Raw genomic sequence first — 17,248 nt, 5'->3', positions numbered from 1 at the left:
TCAATTTCTACTGTCAACTAATATCTTTAAAAAGTCCGAAGAGATGCGCTTTTGCCATCTCTTCGGAGCTTAGTTAAGTTATTCAGCAGAAACTAGATCTTCTGCGTCAAGCTCATCTTTTTCAATGCGGATTTGACGATAACGTTGCATACCAGTACCTGCTGGAACAAGTTTACCAATAATTACGTTCTCTTTTAATCCTAGAAGTTCATCACGTTTACCTTTAATTGCAGCATCCGTTAACACACGAGTTGTTTCTTGGAATGATGCAGCAGATAAGAATGATTCAGTTTCTAGTGAAGCTTTAGTAATACCTAGGATTACAGGGCGACAAGTTGCAGGATTTTTGCCGTTCATAACAGCATCTACATTTGCCTCTGAGAATTGGTGAATATCTAATAATGAGCCAGGTAATAATTCTGTATCACCAGCTTCAATTACGCGAACTTTACGAAGCATTTGACGTACCATTACTTCGATATGTTTGTCTCCAATTTCTACCCCTTGCATACGGTATACTTTTTGTACTTCTTTTAGTAAATATTCTTGAACTGTTGAAACGTCTTTTACTTTTAATAATTGTTTTGGATCGATAGAACCTTCTGTTAATACTTGACCACGTTCGATTGAGTCACCTTCGATAACTTTCAGACGTGCATTATAAGGTGCTTGGTATTTACGAGTTTCTACGTCACCTTGAACTGTAATTTCTTTTAGACCTTCACGAATTTCAGTAATATCTGAAACCGTACCAGCAATCTCAGAAATGACAGATTGACCTTTTGGATTACGTGCTTCGAAAATCTCTTGGATACGAGGAAGACCTTGAGTAATATCGTCTCCGGCTACCCCACCTGTATGGAATGTACGCATTGTTAACTGAGTACCTGGTTCACCGATTGATTGAGCAGCAATAATACCAACTGCTTCCCCAACTTCAACTTTTTCACCAGTTGCTAAGTTCATGCCGTAACATTTTTTACATACACCATGTTTTGTATTACATGTGAATGCTGAACGGATTGTTACTTCCTCGATACCTGCTTCTATAATAACACGAGCGACATCTTGGTCGATTAAACCGTCTTTTTCTAGAATTACATCGCCTGTTTCTGGATGGAAAATCGTTTTCTTCGTATGACGACCAACAATACGTTCGTCTAACGCTTCGATTAGTTCTGTACCTTCCATTAACGCACCGATAGTTAAGCCGCGGTCAGTTCCACAATCATCTTCACGAACGATTACATCTTGTGCAACGTCTACAAGACGACGTGTTAAGTAACCTGAATCGGCAGTTTTTAGGGCTGTATCGGCAAGACCTTTACGAGCACCATGTGTTGAGATGAAGTATTCCAATACTGTTAAACCTTCACGGAATGAAGATTTGATTGGAAGTTCAATAATACGACCAGCCGGGTTGGCCATCAGACCACGCATACCAGCTAACTGTGTAAAGTTAGACGCGTTACCACGGGCACCTGAGTCAGACATCATGAAGATTGGGTTTGTTTTCTCAAGTGACTTCATCAGTTTTGATTGAATTTCATCTTTCGCTGCACTCCAGCTAGAGATAACACGGTCATAACGCTCTTCTTCTGTAATGAAACCACGACGGAATTGCGCTTGAACTTTATCTACTTTCTCTTGTGCTTCAGCTAGGATTTCACCTTTGTCTGGTAATACCACGATGTCAGATACACCAACAGTGATACCAGCGCGAGTTGAGTATTTAAAACCTAAGTTTTTCATGCGGTCAAGCATTTTAGATGTTTCAGTAATGTGGAAACGTTTAAACACTTCTGCAATGATATTTCCTAAGAATTTCTTGCGGAATGGGTTTACAACAGGTACTGATGCAAAATGTTTGCGAAGTACTGCTGAACGTTGAGCCTCTACTTTACCTTTTTCATCTAATTGGCTGTAAGCGGCATCTGCTTCAAGCTCTGCTAAAGTTTCTTCGTCAATTGTTAAGTTTGCGAAGTACTTCTCTGGCGTTACTTGCTCTAAGTTGAAATCAGTAGGTTCGTTAATGAACGGGAATGATTCAGGCAAGATTTCATTAAAGATCACTTTACCAACAGTTGTTAATAAGAACATATTATTTTGTTCTTCTGTAAATGTTGGGTTGTTCAGTGAACTTGCTTTGATCGCGATACGTGTATGCAAGTGAACATGACCTGTATCATATGCGATTAAAACTTCGTTTGGTCCATAGAAAATTGAACCTTCACCACGAGCATCTTCACGCTCAAGTGTTAAATAATAGTTACCTAATACCATATCTTGAGATGGTGTTACAACTGGCTTACCATCTTTCGGGTTTAGGATGTTTTGTGCAGCAAGCATTAGAAGTCGAGCTTCTGCTTGTGCTTCTGCTGATAATGGTACGTGAACCGCCATTTGGTCACCATCGAAGTCAGCGTTATAAGCTGTACATACTAATGGGTGAAGACGAATTGCACGACCTTCAACAAGTGTTGGTTCAAACGCTTGAATACCAAGACGGTGAAGCGTTGGTGCACGGTTTAGTAATACTGGATGCTCACGGATAACATCTTCTAAAACGTCCCATACGTCGTTGTTTAAACGTTCGATTTTACGTTTAGCAGATTTAATATTATGTGCAAGACCACGTTCTACTAATTCTTTCATAACGAAAGGTTTAAATAGCTCGATTGCCATTTCCTTCGGTAGACCACATTGGTACATTTTTAAGTTTGGACCTACTACGATAACTGAACGACCAGAATAGTCAACACGTTTACCAAGTAAGTTTTGACGGAAACGACCTTGTTTCCCTTTTAACATATGTGAAAGTGATTTTAACGGACGGTTACCTGGTCCAGTGACTGGACGACCACGACGACCGTTATCGATTAATGCATCAACTGCTTCTTGTAACATACGTTTCTCGTTTTGAACGATAATGCTTGGTGCGCCAAGATCTAATAAACGTTTTAAACGGTTATTACGGTTGATTACACGACGATATAAATCATTTAAGTCAGATGTTGCAAAACGACCACCATCTAATTGAACCATTGGACGAAGCTCCGGTGGAATAACAGGTAGTACATCTAAAATCATCCACTCTGGAGAGTTACCTGAGTTACGGAATGATTCTACTACTTCAAGACGTTTAATCGCACGTGTACGGCGTTGACCTTGTGCTGATTTTAGTTCTTCTTTTAAAGAATGTGTTTCATCTTCAAGATCGATTTTAGCAAGAAGCTTTTTGATTGCTTCTGCACCCATCGCTGCTTCGAAAGTTGCACCGAATTTTTCACGGTATGCACGGTACTCTTTTTCAGAAAGTAATTGCTTACTCTCTAAGTTTGTAGCACCTGGTTCAATTACAACGTAAGATGCGAAGTAAATTACTTCTTCTAAAGCACGTGGAGACATATCTAAAATAAGGCCCATACGGCTTGGAATACCTTTGAAGTACCAAATATGAGAAACTGGAGCAGCTAATTCGATGTGACCCATACGTTCACGACGAACTTTTGCACGTGTTACTTCAACACCACAACGGTCACAAACTACGCCTTTATAGCGAACACGTTTGTATTTACCACAGTGACATTCCCAGTCTTTCGTAGGACCGAAAATACGTTCACAGAATAAACCATCTTTTTCTGGTTTTAATGTACGATAGTTAATTGTTTCTGGTTTTTTTACTTCACCATATGACCAAGAACGAATCTTGTCAGGGGATGCTAAACCAATTTTCATATATTCAAATTCATTAACGTCTATCAAGGAGCCTACCTCCCTCTAGTTATAGGTCTTTATAAAGACTCTTTTACGCAGCTCGACAATCGTTTGCAAAAATACATTTTGACAAAAGATTAAAAATAGATTGATTTCATTCATAAAGAAAGTCGAGCAGGGCGTTAAATCCTGCCCGACTAATTTGAAAAATAAGTTTGACCATATTCACACGAATGTGAACTAAACCTTATCCATTATTCTAAAGACTCTACTGGCTCTTCTTCTGTTTCTGGCTGTGGCGCAATATTAAGTGCGTCAGCAGGTTGAAGGTCTTCTTCTTCGTCTAGATCGCGAAGCTCTACTTCTTCATCATTGATTGTTAACATTTTAACATCCATACCAAGAGATTGAAGTTCTTTAATCAATACTTTGAATGATTCTGGAACGCCTGGCTCTGGTACGCTTTCGCCTTTAACGATAGCCTCGTATGTTTTCACACGACCAACAACGTCATCGGATTTAACAGTTAAAATTTCTTGAAGTGTGTATGCAGCACCGTATGCTTCAAGCGCCCATACCTCCATCTCACCAAAGCGTTGTCCACCGAACTGCGCTTTACCACCAAGTGGTTGTTGTGTAACAAGTGAGTAAGGACCAGTTGAACGTGCGTGAAGTTTATCGTCAACCATGTGTGCAAGTTTGATCATGTACATGATCCCAACAGATACACGGTTATCGAACGGTTCACCCGAACGTCCATCATACAGGATTGTTTTACCGTCACGGTTCATCCCTGCTTCTTCCATTGTTTCCCATACGTCTTCTTCGTTGGCACCATCAAATACTGGTGTTGCCATATGAACACCTAAGTAACGAGAAGCCATACCTAAGTGTAACTCTAAAACTTGTCCGATGTTCATACGAGAAGGTACACCTAATGGGTTTAACATGATATCGACAGGAGTACCATCTGGCATAAATGGCATATCCTCTTCCGGTAAGATACGAGAGATAACCCCTTTGTTACCATGACGTCCGGCCATTTTGTCCCCAACGCGAATTTTACGTTTTTGAACAATATACGCACGAACTAATTGGTTAACACCTGGTGGTAACTCATCGCCGTCTTCACGGTTAAATACTTTAACGTCAAGGATGATACCGCCCGCACCATGTGGTACGCGTAATGAAGTATCACGAACTTCACGTGCCTTTTCACCAAAGATTGCATGTAATAAGCGCTCTTCAGCTGTTAATTCTGTAACCCCTTTAGGCGTTACTTTACCTACAAGAATATCACCATCACGTACTTCCGCACCGATACGGATAATACCACGTTCGTCTAAGTTACGAAGTGCATCTTCCCCAACGTTTGGAATGTCGCGTGTAATTTCTTCAGGTCCTAATTTTGTATCACGAGATTCTGACTCGTATTCTTCAATATGAACTGAAGTATATACATCGTCTTTTACAAGGCGTTCACTCATGATAACAGCATCCTCATAGTTGAACCCGTTCCAAGTCATGAACGCAACAAGTACGTTACGACCTAAAGCAAGTTCACCGTTTTCCATAGATGGACCATCTGCTAAAATATCGCGAGGTTTCACACGTTCGCCAACTTTTACAAGTGGACGTTGGTTGTATGAAGTACCTTGGTTTGAACGAATGAATTTTTGTAATTTATATTTTGTTAAATCGCCTTTAACTTCTTTACCGTCGACTGTTTCGATGCGACGTACATGGATTGAACGAGCTTCAACATGCTCAACAATACCATCGTATTTCGCAACTACAGCCGCACCAGAGTCACGCGCATCTACGTGTTCCATACCAGTACCAACAAACGGAGCTTCTGGATTTAAAAGAGGAACCGCTTGACGTTGCATGTTGGCACCCATAAGCGCACGGTTAGAGTCATCGTTTTCTAAGAATGGAATACATGCAGTCGCTGCAGAAACTACTTGTTTAGGAGATACGTCCATATAGTCCATTTGAGCCTTATTGAAAACTGTGTTATCTCCACGGAAACGACCTACAACTTCATCGTTAGTGAATGTCCCATCAGGATTTAATAGCGAGTTCGCTTGTGCTACATAGTAGTTATCTTCTTCGTCAGCTGTTAAGTAATCAATTTGATCCGTTACTTGACCAGTTTCATGGTCAATACGACGATATGGCGTTTCAATGAAACCAAATTTATTTACTTTTGCGAATGAAGATAACGAGTTGATTAAACCAATGTTTGGACCCTCAGGTGTCTCAATCGGACACATACGACCATAGTGAGAATAGTGAACGTCACGCACTTCGAAACCAGCGCGCTCACGCGTTAAACCACCAGGCCCTAATGCAGATAGACGACGTTTATGCGTTAACTCTGCCAGCGGGTTTGTTTGGTCCATGAATTGAGATAATTGAGAGCTACCAAAGAATTCTTTAATAGACGCAATTACTGGACGAATATTGATTAATTGTTGCGGTACGATAGCGGCTGTATCATTAATAGACATACGCTCGCGCACTACACGTTCCATACGAGATAAACCGATACGGAATTGGTTTTGTAATAACTCACCAACAGAGCGCAGACGACGGTTACCTAAATGGTCAATATCATCTGTTGCTCCTACTTGGTAAAGTAGGTTGAAGAAATAACTTACTGAAGATAATACATCAGCAGGTGTAATATTCTTCACTTCTTCGTCAATGTAGGCATTACTAATAACATTGATTTCTTTTTGCGCTTCATCTTTAGGTGCATAAATTTTAATAGATTGGATTGTTACGTCATCTTCAAGAACTCCGCCAACTTGTGATAAAGTGCGGTAGCCAATGCCTTTAGAAGAATCCTCTAGGTAAGGTAAAATCTTATCTAAAGTACGACGATCTAGCACAGTGCCCTTCTCTACTAAAATTTCGCCTGTTTCTGGATCAACAAGCGTTTCAGCAATCGTTTGGTTGAATAAACGATTTTTGATGTGAAGCTTTTTGTTCATTTTGTAACGACCAACATTCGCTAAATCATAGCGTTTAGCATCAAAGAAACGAGAATATAATAAACTTTTCGCACTTTCTACTGTTGGTGGCTCACCTGGACGTAAACGCTCGTAGATTTCTAAAAGTGCTTTTTCTGTACTTTCAGAGTTATCTTTTTCTAGCGTATTACGTAAATACTCGTTATCACCGATAATATCGATAATCTCTTGATCCGAACCGAATCCTAATGCACGAAGTAACACTGTTACTGGTAGCTTACGAGTACGATCAATACGTACATATACTACATCCTTCGCGTCAGTTTCATATTCTAACCAAGCACCACGGTTTGGAATTACTGTCGCACCGAAGCCTTTTTTACCGTTTTTATCAGTTTTATCATGGAAATACACACTTGGTGATCGAACTAATTGTGAAACAATAACACGTTCAGCACCGTTGATAATGAACGTACCTGTTTCTGTCATTAATGGGAAGTCACCCATAAATACATCTTGTTCTTTCACTTCGTCTGTTTCTTTGTTGTAAAGACGTACTTTCACACGTAATGGAGCTGCGTAAGTAACATCTCGCTCTTTACACTCATCGACATCATATTTAGGATCACCTAATGCATAATCGATGAATTCTAATGAAAGATTACCTGTAAAGTCCTCGATCGGCGAAATGTCACGGAACATTTCACGTAAACCTTCTTCAAGGAACCACTCGTAAGACGCCGTTTGAATCTCAATCAGATTTGGAAGCTCAAGCACCTCTTTAATACGCGCAAAGCTTCTACGCTGGCGGTGTTGTCCGTACTGAACTAGTTGACCTGTCAACTCATTCACCCCTCAATAAAGCGATATTAGGTCTTTGCAAAATCATCCAAATAGTGTATGATTTCGAAAGACAAAAAGAAAACGAGTCTTCAAAAAGATCTCATTTTCGGTTAACTAAACTTATCTTGGCAAGTATACCCATATAAAATCATTCATATACCAAAAGGGCACACGACCTCAAAATAATATTTTTGCATTGTATCATGTTATCATAGCCGTTTTGTCAAGTCAATATTTTATACATATTTCATTTATTTTTTTGCACGCACTATCCAGTATCCTTTTTTCTTCTCCACAACATCGACTTCAGAAAATTTTTCTTCTAAATAGCTAACCGTTGATGGTGCACCTTGCTTCTTCTGAATTACTACCCATAACTCTCCAGAAGTGACTAACTTATCATAAGCACCGTCGTAAAAGCGGAAAACCGTGTCCTTTCCTGCACGAATTGGAGGATTGGTTAAAATAGCTGCAGCCTTCGCCTCATCATCAACATTCGATAGTCCGTCACTGACAAATATTCGTACATTTTGAACACCGTTTACTTGCGCATTTTTTTGAGAAAGCGCAACTGCTCGTTCATTAATATCCATCATCAAAATAGTGCGCTCAGGATTTGACTTGGCAATCGATAACCCAATTGGCCCATAGCCACAACCTACATCAAAAATCGCACCATCTACATCTGGCGTTTGAAACGCATCTATTAATACACGGGATCCAAAATCTACTTCGCTTTTACTAAATACACCTGCATCCGTTTCAAAGGAAAACGTATGCCCAAGTAACTTGAACGTCCAGTGACGAGGTTTACTTTCAGTTTGAGGCTTACTTGTATAATAGTGATCTGACATTTTCACGCCTCCTCAGAATGAAGAAAAAGCTCGCCACAATGACGAGCTTCCTTTTGTATAAAAGTAATACGAGATTACTTAACTTCTACAGATGCGCCAACTTCTTCAAGTTTAGCTTTGATTTGTTCAGCTTCATCTTTAGATACGCCTTCTTTAAGAGCTTTAGGAGCGTTATCTACAACTTCTTTAGCTTCTTTAAGACCTAAACCAGTGATTTCGCGAACCACTTTGATTACTTTAATTTTTTCAGCACCAGCTGATGCTAATACTACGTCGAATTCTGTTTTTTCTTCAGCTGCAGCAGCACCGCCAGCAACTACTGCTACTGGAGCAGCAGCTGTTACACCGAATTCTTCTTCGATAGCTTTTACTAAATCGTTTAATTCAAGAACTGTCATAGCTTTGATAGCTTCTAAGATTTGCTCTTTGTTCATTATAATTTCCTCCTAATTGGATATGTTTTAGTTTTTTGCGGTCAAGCCGCGGAAGTTATGCAACGCAAGAAATTATGCGCCTTGTTCTTCTTTTTGTTCTGCAACAGCTTTTGTTGCAAGTGCGAAGTTGCGCACTGGAGCTTGAAGTACAGATAAAAGCATTGAAAGAAGACCTTCGCGTGATGGAAGTTCTGCAAGTGCTTTAACATCTTCAACAGAAGAGATTGTACCTTCAATAATACCCGCTTTAATTTCTAAAGCTTCGTTTTTCTTAGCGAACTCGTTGATGATTTTAGCAGGGGCTACAACATCTTCAGTTGAGAACGCGATTGCGTTAGGACCAGTTAATACTTCATTGATTCCTTCAACGCCAGCAGCTTCAGCAGCACGACGAGTTAAAGTGTTTTTGTAAACTTTAAACTCAACACCAGCTTCACGAAGTTGTTTACGAAGTTCAGTCACTTGTGCAACATTAAGACCACGATAATCCACTACTACTACAGAAGCAGCGCCTTGGAATTTTTCAGTGATTTCTTGCACTTGTGATTGTTTGTTTTCGATTGCTTTGCTCATGATGACACCTCCTATTAGAATGGGTCATTTATACCGACAAAAGTAAAGCCTCTGGGTCATATAGACACAGAGGCTGAAAGTCATCATCTTTAAAATAAGAATCCGAATTCCGATGTCCTCGGTAGGATCATTAAGTGACAAGTCACTCCTACTGTCTACGGTACAAATGGATGATTCACAACAGCATCCATCTTACCAAAGATACGGATAGCTGTCAATCGATTTATATAAAATTATTTTACTACTACGTTAGCAGCGTCAATTTTAATAGCTGGGCCCATTGTAGTTGTAACGTTTACAGATTTCATGTAAGTACCTTTAGCTGCAGCAGGTTTTGCTTTTTGAACAACGTCAAATACAGTTAAGAAGTTTTCTACAAGTTTTTCTGTAGCAAAAGAAACTTTACCGATAGGAGCGTGGATAATACCAGCTTTGTCAGCGCGGTATTCTACTTTACCAGCTTTGATTTCTTCGATTGCTTTCGTTACGTCAAATGTAACTGTACCAGTTTTAGGGTTTGGCATTAAGCCTTTAGGTCCTAATACACGACCAAGTTTACCAACTTCACCCATCATGTCAGGAGTTGCTACGATTACATCGAAGTCAAACCAACCTTGTTGGATTTTTTGGATGTATTCTGCATCGCCTACATAGTCAGCGCCAGCAGCTTCTGCTTCTTTAAGTTTTTCACCTTTAGCGAAAACTAATACGCGTTGAGTTTTACCAGTACCGTTTGGTAGCACTACTGCACCACGGATTTGTTGGTCGTTTTTACGAGTATCGATTCCTAAACGGAAAGCAACTTCTACAGTAGCGTCGAAGTTTACTGTGCTAGTTTTTTGAGCAAGTTCGATTGCTTCTTGTGCGCCGTATACGTTGTTACGGTCGATTAATTTCACTGCATCTTGCAGCTTTTTACCTTTTTTAGCCATTATATATTTCCTCCTTGATTGTGGTTATAGCGGATTTTACCTCCCACGAATAAAGGTTGCGCGTTCACAAAGAAACTCCGCAACCTTCCAAAAACAAAAACATCAAGTAACTGGGATTAGTCTTCGATAACAATACCCATGCTTCGTGCAGTACCTTCAACCATTAACATAGCAGCTTCAACTGAAGCAGCGTTAAGGTCTGGCATTTTAGTTTCAGCGATTTCGCGAACTTTATCACGTTTAACCGTTGCAACTTTTTTACGGTTTGGTTCACCAGATCCAGATTGGATACCAGCTGCTACTTTAAGTAAAACTGCTGCAGGTGGAGTTTTCGTAATGAAAGTAAATGAACGGTCTTCGAATACTGAAATTTCAACCGGAATAATAAGACCAGCTTGATCAGCAGTACGCGCATTGAATTCTTTACAGAATCCCATGATGTTCACACCTGCTTGACCTAATGCAGGACCAACCGGTGGAGCTGGGTTTGCTTTACCAGCAGGGATTTGAAGTTTAACAACTTTAATAACTTTTTTAGCCACGAGACACACCTCCTTAAGTCCGTGATGTGGTAATTGGGTTGCCCCTCCCACTCAATATCTGTCTGTCAGCTAATTGCCGATAACATTAAAATTATCATTACAGACGTCAACCGAAGTATGACAGTCTGACCTTTGAAATGATACCACTTTTAAATTTTTTAAGCAAGTAGTAATTAACAAAATCTGCGATATACGCTCAATCATACGTAATATGGTAACTAGAATGGAAAACTATAATTTTTGAATTTGTTCAAAATCCAGTTCCATAATCGTTTCGCGACCGAACATATCTACAGATACTTTCAGTTTTCCTTTTTCAGCGTCGATTTCTTCAACACGTCCTTGGAAGTGCGCAAATGGTCCTTCTAATACTTCAACTGCTTCACCGATAGTAATATCGATTTCAACAATTTTATCAGTCATGCCCATTTGTTCTAATAGACGATCTGCTTCTTCTGGTAATAGAGGCGTTGGTTTTGCTCCGCCACCTGATGAACCGATAAAGCCAGTAACACCTGGCGTATTGCGGACAACATACCAAGAATCATCTGTCATAATTAGCTCTACTAGGACATAACCAGGAAAGACTTTACGCATCATTGTGCGCTTTTTGCCGTCCTTCATTTCTGTTTCCTCGTGCTCAGGCACGATAACGCGGAAGATTTTATCTTGCATCCCCATTGTTTCAACACGTTTTTCTAGGTTTGCTTTTACACGGTTTTCATACCCTGAATACGTATGAACAACATACCAATTTTTCTCCATAACTGCTAGGACTACTCGTCCGTCCCTCCCTTACAAATAAAAGTGAAAATGATCGCGATATGCAAAGTGCATCCTTTATTCTTTTCACAAACTTCCCAATAGAAAAACATAGCTTTCGCCTTAGCAAGCGAAAGCTCGATGATATATACCTAATTAGCATAGTCATCTATCGCTACCAACATACTTTCGCCGGTAGTCACACTTAATCATAATGAGAACATTTTACTGCTCTTCACTTAATAAAACAAACGAAAAAACCCGTTATTGTAATGGACGGGCTATTTTCAAAAGTATTAACATGCTCTTTTCTAAATTATAAATCTAAGTACCAGCGGAATAATGATGAAATACCTAAGTCTACTAACACAAAAAATAAAGCCATAATTACTACAGTTGAAATTACAACGACTGTATATTTCGTCAGTTCTTTACTTTTTGGCCAGCTAGTTTTTCGCATTTCCGACATTACGTCGCTGAAAAAACTTTTAATCTTGCCCATTCTAGCCTAACCTCCGAATCAATCATATCTGTCTATTTACAAAATATTTTATAACGTTTGTTTATGCACTGTATGTTCATTGCAATGCGAGCAAAATTTCTTTAATTCGAGACGTACAGTAGTATCTCCCTTAGCAGGAAAAGTGTAATTTCTCGATCCGCATTTTTCACAATTTAGCACGACTTTCTTTGCCATGTAATCACCTTTTCGGCACTTTGTCTTTTAAAGACTAACACCTAAAATTGTCAATGTCAACAAGGGTACATGCCCTCTATGACATTTCCTCGAGCACTAAATGACGCTCTAATTTCCGCTTCACTCGTTGCAAAGCATTATCAATTGACTTTACATGCCGATTCAATTTTGCAGAAATTTCATGATAAGATTGCCCATCTAAGTATAGAGCTAATACTTGTAGCTCCAATTCACTTAAAATTTCACTCATTTTTTCTTCTAAATAACCAAACTCTTCTCTATGAATCATTAACTCTTCTGGATCATCCATAATAGCGCCTGTTAAAACATCCATTAATGTGCGATCTGATTCCTCATCAAAAATAGGCTTATCTAGAGAAACATAGGAATTTAGTGGAATATGTTTTTGCCTTGTTGCTGTTTTAATAGCTGTAATAATTTGTCTTGTTATACATAACTCTGCAAAAGCTCGAAAAGAAGCTAGCTTGTCCCCTTTAAAATCACGGACAGCTTTATACAAGCCAATCATACCCTCTTGTACAATATCCTCTTTATCAGCACCTATTAAAAAATAAGACCTTGCCTTTGCTCTTACTAGCAAACGGTATTTTGTAATTAAAAAATCCAACGCATCTGTATTACCTTGATGCACCATTTCAATAAGCTCTTCATCATTGAATCGTTCAAAATCTTGCGTCACTTGTACAATACTATTTTTAAACATGGTATCACCTCAGCTGCAACAGATAATTAGGAACAGTATAACGGAATTGGAAAATATGCGTCAATCAATCATTTTAATCCACGACGCCACTTTTCGAAGGCAAGTGCCACATCTGGCTTTAGCTCAATGCGTGAAGGTGGCTTGCTTTCTTGCTTTCTTTTTACATCGTGAGAAATTTTATGCTGAATAATGCTCATATCAATTTCTAGCTCTCTTGCCGATTTGCGTAGTGCACCATTACCAAAAATAACACTTTGTTCTGCCATATCGGAAGTTGCGACGTGAATTTGTACATGTCTTGCCTTTAGTTCATGTGTCATCTTTTCAATGCGTTCATCTGCTGTTTCATTTTTCCTTGTATAAATGATTTCGACACCATTCTCTATATAAGATTGTTCCACCCCCGGCACAAGATGGGCGTCAAAAACTACGATCACGCGCCATCCTATCGCCGCTTTATATTCAGCCATAAGCTCAATTAATCGGTTACGTGCATCTTCAAAATTTGTGTCACGTAATGGGCGTAGCTCTTTCCAAGCTCCAATCATATTATAGCCGTCAACAAGCAAAATGTTTTTCATCGTTACTCATTCGCTTCTTGACGTTTACGATACACTTCGTACATTAATAGTGCGGCAGCAACAGAAGCATTTAATGATGTGACATGCCCAACCATAGGCAGATGATATAAAAAGTCACATTTCTCTTTTAACAGGCGACCCATCCCTTTGCCCTCGCTACCAATAATAATTGCAAGTGGTAAGGTTGCATCCATTTTTCGATAATCCGCAGAACCTTTTGCATCTGTACCAGCAATCCATACGCCGCGCTCTTTTAACTCATCTACTGTTTGTGCTAGGTTATTAACACGCACAACTGGTACATGTTCAATCGCTCCTGTAGAAGCTTTCGCCACAACCGCTGTCAAACTCACTGAGCGACGCTTTGGAATAATTATACCATGAACGCCAATTGCATCTGCTGTTCGCATAATAGAGCCTAAATTATGTGGATCTTCTAACTCATCTAATATTAAGAAAAACGGATCTTCTTGTTTTTTTTGTGCCGCTGCAAATAAATCCTCTAACTCTGCATAGCTATACGCTGCAACAGAGGCAACAATTCCTTGATGATTAGCATCCGATAATTGATCGATCTTTTTTTTCGGAACAAATTGAACAATGATGCCACGTTCACGCGCTAAATCAAGCAGTTCATTGACCCCTGACTTTTTAACACCTTCTGCAATCCATACTTTATTCATATCGCGGCCTGAACGAAGTGCTTCTAACACTGGGTTTTTACCGGCAATAATTTCACCATTTTGTTCTGCCATTATTTTGACACTCCTTTTAATTCCTCGATTATTTGAATAGCGTATGCAATGATGTCATAAACGCGTTCTAATTCACCTAGTAAATACAAGCTTCCGAGCACCGCCTCAAAGCCGGAGCTATTACGGTAAGTTTGGACATCTGTATTTTTTGGAACAGAACCGGACTTGGCGTTGCGTCCTCGTCGGAACACTGCCAATTCCTGCTCTGTTAAAAAGTTTTCATCTATCATGCGATGTACAATCGTTGACTGTGCCTTTGCTGATACATAATGCGTTGCTTCTCTATGGAGTGTATTCGGCTTTACACGGCCACTACGCAGTAAATACTCGCGGACCTTTTGTTCTAAAACCGCATCTCCCATATATGCGAGCGCTAATGCATTTAATTGCTTAACATCTTCATTTCGGAGTTTATCCAAGTTACTTACCCTCGTTTCCATCTTGTCCCTTGGCGTGTATCCTCTAAAATGATACCTTGCGCCTGTAAATGGTCGCGGATTTCATCTGAACGAGCAAAGTCACGATTTTTTCTTGCTTCTACGCGTTCCTGCAAAAGTGCTTCAACCTCTTCGTCTAGCAGTTCAGCCTCTTTTGCAAATTCAATACCTAAGACGTCACCTAATACCTCAAAAGTTTCAACAAAAGTTAATAATACTTTTTCATCAGTATTTGTCTCATTCAAGTAAATATTAGCAATACGAGCTAATTCAAATAATACTGAAATAGCATTTGCTGTATTGAAATCATCATCCATCGCTTCTTCAAATTGTGCTTTTTGTGTAGCGATTTGTTGGAGCCATTCGTCCGAGTGTTCACCGAGACTTGCAGTAGCGGATAAGCGGTACTTGACGTTGTTATAAGAAGTGCGAATACGCTCTAAACCAGTAGCTGCCGCATCTACTAAATCTTTAGCAAAGTTAATTGGGTGACGGTAATGTACAGATAACATAAAGAAACGTAAAATTTGCGGATCGATTTGTTTACGTATATCGTTCACGAGCACAAAATTACCAAGGGATTTAGACATTTTTTCATTATCAATATTAATATATCCATTATGCATCCAGTAACGCGCAAATGTTGTATCGTTATGTGCTTCGGATTGCGCAATTTCATTTTCATGATGCGGGAATGTTAAATCTTGACCACCTGCATGTATATCAATTGTATCACCTAAATGCTCACGTGCCATGACCGAGCATTCAATATGCCATCCTGGACGTCCGTTGCCCCAAGGACTTTCCCAATAAATCTCACCAGGTTTTGCTGCTTTCCATAATGCAAAGTCTAATGCATCGTCTTTTTTCTCGCCTGCTTCGATACGTGCACCGATTTTTAAATCATCCACCGATTGATGTGAAAGCTTACCGTAGCCGTTAAATTTTCGAGTTCGGTAATACACATCGCCAGCCGATTCATATGCGTAACCTTTTTCGATTAACACTTTAATAAATTCAATAATGTCATCCATGTGATCCGTTACACGAGGATGTACGTCGGCCTTTTTGCATCCTAGTGCCGTAACATCTTCAAAATATGCAGCAATAAATCGGTCAGTAAGCTCATGAACTTCTTCACCAAGCTCGTTTGCTGCTTTAATAATTTTATCGTCCACATCCGTGAAATTTGATACAAATTTCACATCGTAGCCTTTATATTGAAAATATCGTCGTACCGTATCGTACACAATTACAGGACGTGAATTCCCAATATGAATATAGTTATAAACAGTCGGACCGCAAACATACATTTTAACTTTGCCTTCTTCTAGCGGTACGAAAGTTTCTTTTTGTCTTGTTAATGAGTTAAAAATTTGAATACTCATTGTGTTTCTCTCTCCTTTTGTAAGCGTCCGATTTCTTCTTGCAATGCTGCTATTTGCTTTTCGAAACCTTGACAACGTTCCTCTACAGGGTCAGGAATATTTTGATGGTCTAGTTTTTTCTCCAAACGAACACCATCTCTCATCACTACTTTACCAGGGATACCGACTACCGTAGAATTTGGTGGTACTTCTTTTAATACTACTGAACCCGCACCAATTTTACTATTCTCACCAATTGTAATAGAACCTAATACTTTTGCACCAGTGGCAACTAACACATTATCTTCTAATGTCGGGTGGCGCTTACCTTTTTCTTTCCCTGTACCGCCTAGTGTAACACCTTGATAAAGTGTAACATTATCACCTATCTCACATGTTTCCCCTATAACAACACCCATGCCGTGGTCAATAAAGAAGCGACGACCAATTTTAGCACCAGGGTGTATTTCAATTCCTGTAAAGAAGCGACTTATTTGTGAAATCACGCGTGCGATAAAATAAAAACGTCTTTTAAAAAACCAGTGTGCAACACGATGCGCCCATGTAGCATGCAGCCCTGAATATGTTAACACAACTTCAAGTACACTGCGCGCCGCTGGATCATTTTCGAAAATAGTCTCTACATCTTCCTTTATTCTTTTAAACATCAAAACTCCCCCTTTTCGATTCAATGTGTGTTTGTGATCTCGACCACGTTATTTCCAATCCTTACAATAACCCTATGCAAAATTACTTTAAAACCTATTGTTATTAGTAATGATTTCCCTTTTTCATCTAACACCCGAAAATCATAAAAAAATAATAAAAAGCGCCCCTATCATTCCTAAAAAGGAATGACAGAGACGCTGAATTTGCGCGGTTCCACTCTGATTGAAGGCATAAGCCTTCCACTTTGGACGTCCTATAACGGGAACGACCCGATAAAGCCTACTATTGTTCAGCTTTATGCTCAAAGGTGCATTTCGGTTTTGCCTTGGCTCAGACCACTTTCAGCCGGTGATGGTCCTCTCTTTAGAGCTTGCGCCACGTAC

Annotated in this window: 16 protein-coding genes and 2 other annotated features (1 of these 18 running past the window's edge); all 16 genes read right to left on the bottom strand. The window is 39.5% G+C overall.

Going from position 1 to position 17,248, the window contains the following annotated elements; translation table 11 throughout:
• Nucleotides 1-78: 78 nt before the first annotated feature.
• A complete protein-coding gene (gene rpoC / locus ACIP9G_RS17735) occupies nucleotides 79-3,765 on the bottom strand; it encodes a DNA-directed RNA polymerase subunit beta' (RefSeq protein ID WP_401021097.1) in 3,687 nt (1,228 codons plus the stop codon).
• Between the two features lie 206 nt (nucleotides 3,766-3,971).
• Nucleotides 3,972-7,547, bottom strand: a complete 3,576-nt coding sequence (gene rpoB / locus ACIP9G_RS17730) for a DNA-directed RNA polymerase subunit beta (protein ID WP_340821747.1) — start codon at nucleotides 7,545-7,547, stop codon at nucleotides 3,972-3,974.
• Nucleotides 7,548-7,789: 242 nt separating this feature from the next.
• Nucleotides 7,790-8,392: a class I SAM-dependent methyltransferase gene (locus ACIP9G_RS17725; RefSeq protein ID WP_401021095.1), complete on the bottom strand. Its 603-nt coding sequence runs from the start codon at nucleotides 8,390-8,392 to the stop codon at nucleotides 7,790-7,792.
• 74 nt (nucleotides 8,393-8,466) lie between these two features.
• Nucleotides 8,467-8,826 (bottom strand): 50S ribosomal protein L7/L12, encoded by a 360-nt coding sequence (gene rplL, locus ACIP9G_RS17720; RefSeq protein ID WP_010860618.1) that lies wholly within the window; start codon nucleotides 8,824-8,826, stop codon nucleotides 8,467-8,469.
• A 72-nt stretch (nucleotides 8,827-8,898) separates the two neighbouring features.
• On the bottom strand, nucleotides 8,899-9,399 hold the full coding sequence (rplJ, locus tag ACIP9G_RS17715) for a 50S ribosomal protein L10 (protein ID WP_010860619.1): 501 nt from the start codon (nucleotides 9,397-9,399) through the stop codon (nucleotides 8,899-8,901).
• A 32-nt stretch (nucleotides 9,400-9,431) separates the two neighbouring features.
• Nucleotides 9,432-9,578 (bottom strand) — a sequence feature (ribosomal protein L10 leader region).
• Nucleotides 9,579-9,632: 54 nt separating this feature from the next.
• Complete coding sequence (rplA, locus tag ACIP9G_RS17710) at nucleotides 9,633-10,331, bottom strand: 50S ribosomal protein L1 (protein WP_401012515.1); 699 nt, start codon at nucleotides 10,329-10,331, stop codon at nucleotides 9,633-9,635.
• A gap of 116 nt (nucleotides 10,332-10,447) precedes the next feature.
• Nucleotides 10,448-10,873, bottom strand: coding sequence for a 50S ribosomal protein L11 (gene rplK / locus ACIP9G_RS17705; RefSeq protein WP_004233593.1), 426 nt, complete (start codon nucleotides 10,871-10,873; stop codon nucleotides 10,448-10,450).
• A gap of 231 nt (nucleotides 10,874-11,104) precedes the next feature.
• On the bottom strand, nucleotides 11,105-11,638 hold the full coding sequence (gene nusG, locus ACIP9G_RS17700) for a transcription termination/antitermination protein NusG (protein ID WP_340821742.1): 534 nt from the start codon (nucleotides 11,636-11,638) through the stop codon (nucleotides 11,105-11,107).
• A gap of 313 nt (nucleotides 11,639-11,951) precedes the next feature.
• Nucleotides 11,952-12,137, bottom strand: coding sequence for a preprotein translocase subunit SecE (secE, locus tag ACIP9G_RS17695; RefSeq protein WP_004233589.1), 186 nt, complete (start codon nucleotides 12,135-12,137; stop codon nucleotides 11,952-11,954).
• Nucleotides 12,138-12,185: 48 nt separating this feature from the next.
• Nucleotides 12,186-12,332 carry a 50S ribosomal protein L33 gene (gene rpmG / locus ACIP9G_RS17690; protein ID WP_340821740.1) on the bottom strand — a complete coding sequence of 49 codons (147 nt, stop codon included), beginning with the start codon at nucleotides 12,330-12,332 and terminating at the stop codon, nucleotides 12,186-12,188.
• Between the two features lie 76 nt (nucleotides 12,333-12,408).
• The gene (gene sigH, locus ACIP9G_RS17685; RefSeq protein ID WP_024364386.1) at nucleotides 12,409-13,056 is read right to left on the bottom strand and encodes an RNA polymerase sporulation sigma factor SigH; all 648 of its coding nucleotides are present in this window, start codon (nucleotides 13,054-13,056) and stop codon (nucleotides 12,409-12,411) included.
• A 68-nt stretch (nucleotides 13,057-13,124) separates the two neighbouring features.
• On the bottom strand, nucleotides 13,125-13,637 hold the full coding sequence (locus ACIP9G_RS17680; protein ID WP_401021092.1) for an NYN domain-containing protein: 513 nt from the start codon (nucleotides 13,635-13,637) through the stop codon (nucleotides 13,125-13,127).
• A gap of 2 nt (nucleotides 13,638-13,639) precedes the next feature.
• Nucleotides 13,640-14,392 (bottom strand): 23S rRNA (guanosine(2251)-2'-O)-methyltransferase RlmB, encoded by a 753-nt coding sequence (gene rlmB / locus ACIP9G_RS17675; RefSeq protein ID WP_401021090.1) that lies wholly within the window; start codon nucleotides 14,390-14,392, stop codon nucleotides 13,640-13,642.
• Nucleotides 14,392-14,811: a Mini-ribonuclease 3 gene (locus ACIP9G_RS17670; RefSeq protein WP_340821737.1), complete on the bottom strand. Its 420-nt coding sequence runs from the start codon at nucleotides 14,809-14,811 to the stop codon at nucleotides 14,392-14,394. Before ACIP9G_RS17670 ends, rlmB begins: the two co-directional genes overlap by 1 nt.
• Before the next feature lie 5 nt (nucleotides 14,812-14,816).
• Entirely contained in the window at nucleotides 14,817-16,217 is a 1,401-nt protein-coding gene (gene cysS, locus ACIP9G_RS17665; RefSeq protein WP_340821736.1) for a cysteine--tRNA ligase, read from the bottom strand.
• Nucleotides 16,214-16,864 (bottom strand): serine O-acetyltransferase EpsC, encoded by a 651-nt coding sequence (gene epsC, locus ACIP9G_RS17660; protein WP_340821735.1) that lies wholly within the window; start codon nucleotides 16,862-16,864, stop codon nucleotides 16,214-16,216. The genes cysS and epsC overlap by 4 nt, the downstream gene beginning before the upstream one ends.
• A 188-nt stretch (nucleotides 16,865-17,052) precedes the next feature.
• Nucleotides 17,053-17,248 (bottom strand) — a binding site (T-box leader) (it continues 22 nt past the right edge of the window).

The organism is Lysinibacillus sp. NPDC093197 (assembly GCF_044754025.1).
In the GTDB taxonomy this organism is placed as follows: Bacteria; Bacillota; Bacilli; order Bacillales_A; family Planococcaceae; genus Lysinibacillus.
The sequence above is the reverse complement of the archived record's forward strand: the minus strand, read 5'-3'. Positions and strand labels throughout refer to the sequence as shown.

Coding starts and splice junctions, on each gene's coding strand:
- ACIP9G_RS17725 (WP_401021095.1), bottom strand. CDS start 8,392: ATGTCAGATCACTATTATACAAGTAAGCCTCAAACTGAAAGTAAACCT.
- rplL (WP_010860618.1), bottom strand. CDS start 8,826: ATGAACAAAGAGCAAATCTTAGAAGCTATCAAAGCTATGACAGTTCTT.
- rplJ (WP_010860619.1), bottom strand. CDS start 9,399: ATGAGCAAAGCAATCGAAAACAAACAATCACAAGTGCAAGAAATCACT.
- rplA (WP_401012515.1), bottom strand. CDS start 10,331: ATGGCTAAAAAAGGTAAAAAGCTGCAAGATGCAGTGAAATTAATCGAC.
- nusG (WP_340821742.1), bottom strand. CDS start 11,638: ATGGAGAAAAATTGGTATGTTGTTCATACGTATTCAGGGTATGAAAAC.
- secE (WP_004233589.1), bottom strand. CDS start 12,137: ATGGGCAAGATTAAAAGTTTTTTCAGCGACGTAATGTCGGAAATGCGA.
- rpmG (WP_340821740.1), bottom strand. CDS start 12,332: ATGGCAAAGAAAGTCGTGCTAAATTGTGAAAAATGCGGATCGAGAAAT.
- sigH (WP_024364386.1), bottom strand. CDS start 13,056: ATGTTTAAAAATAGTATTGTACAAGTGACGCAAGATTTTGAACGATTC.
- ACIP9G_RS17680 (WP_401021092.1), bottom strand. CDS start 13,637: ATGAAAAACATTTTGCTTGTTGACGGCTATAATATGATTGGAGCTTGG.
- rlmB (WP_401021090.1), bottom strand. CDS start 14,392: ATGGCAGAACAAAATGGTGAAATTATTGCCGGTAAAAACCCAGTGTTA.
- cysS (WP_340821736.1), bottom strand. CDS start 16,217: ATGAGTATTCAAATTTTTAACTCATTAACAAGACAAAAAGAAACTTTC.
- epsC (WP_340821735.1), bottom strand. CDS start 16,864: ATGTTTAAAAGAATAAAGGAAGATGTAGAGACTATTTTCGAAAATGAT.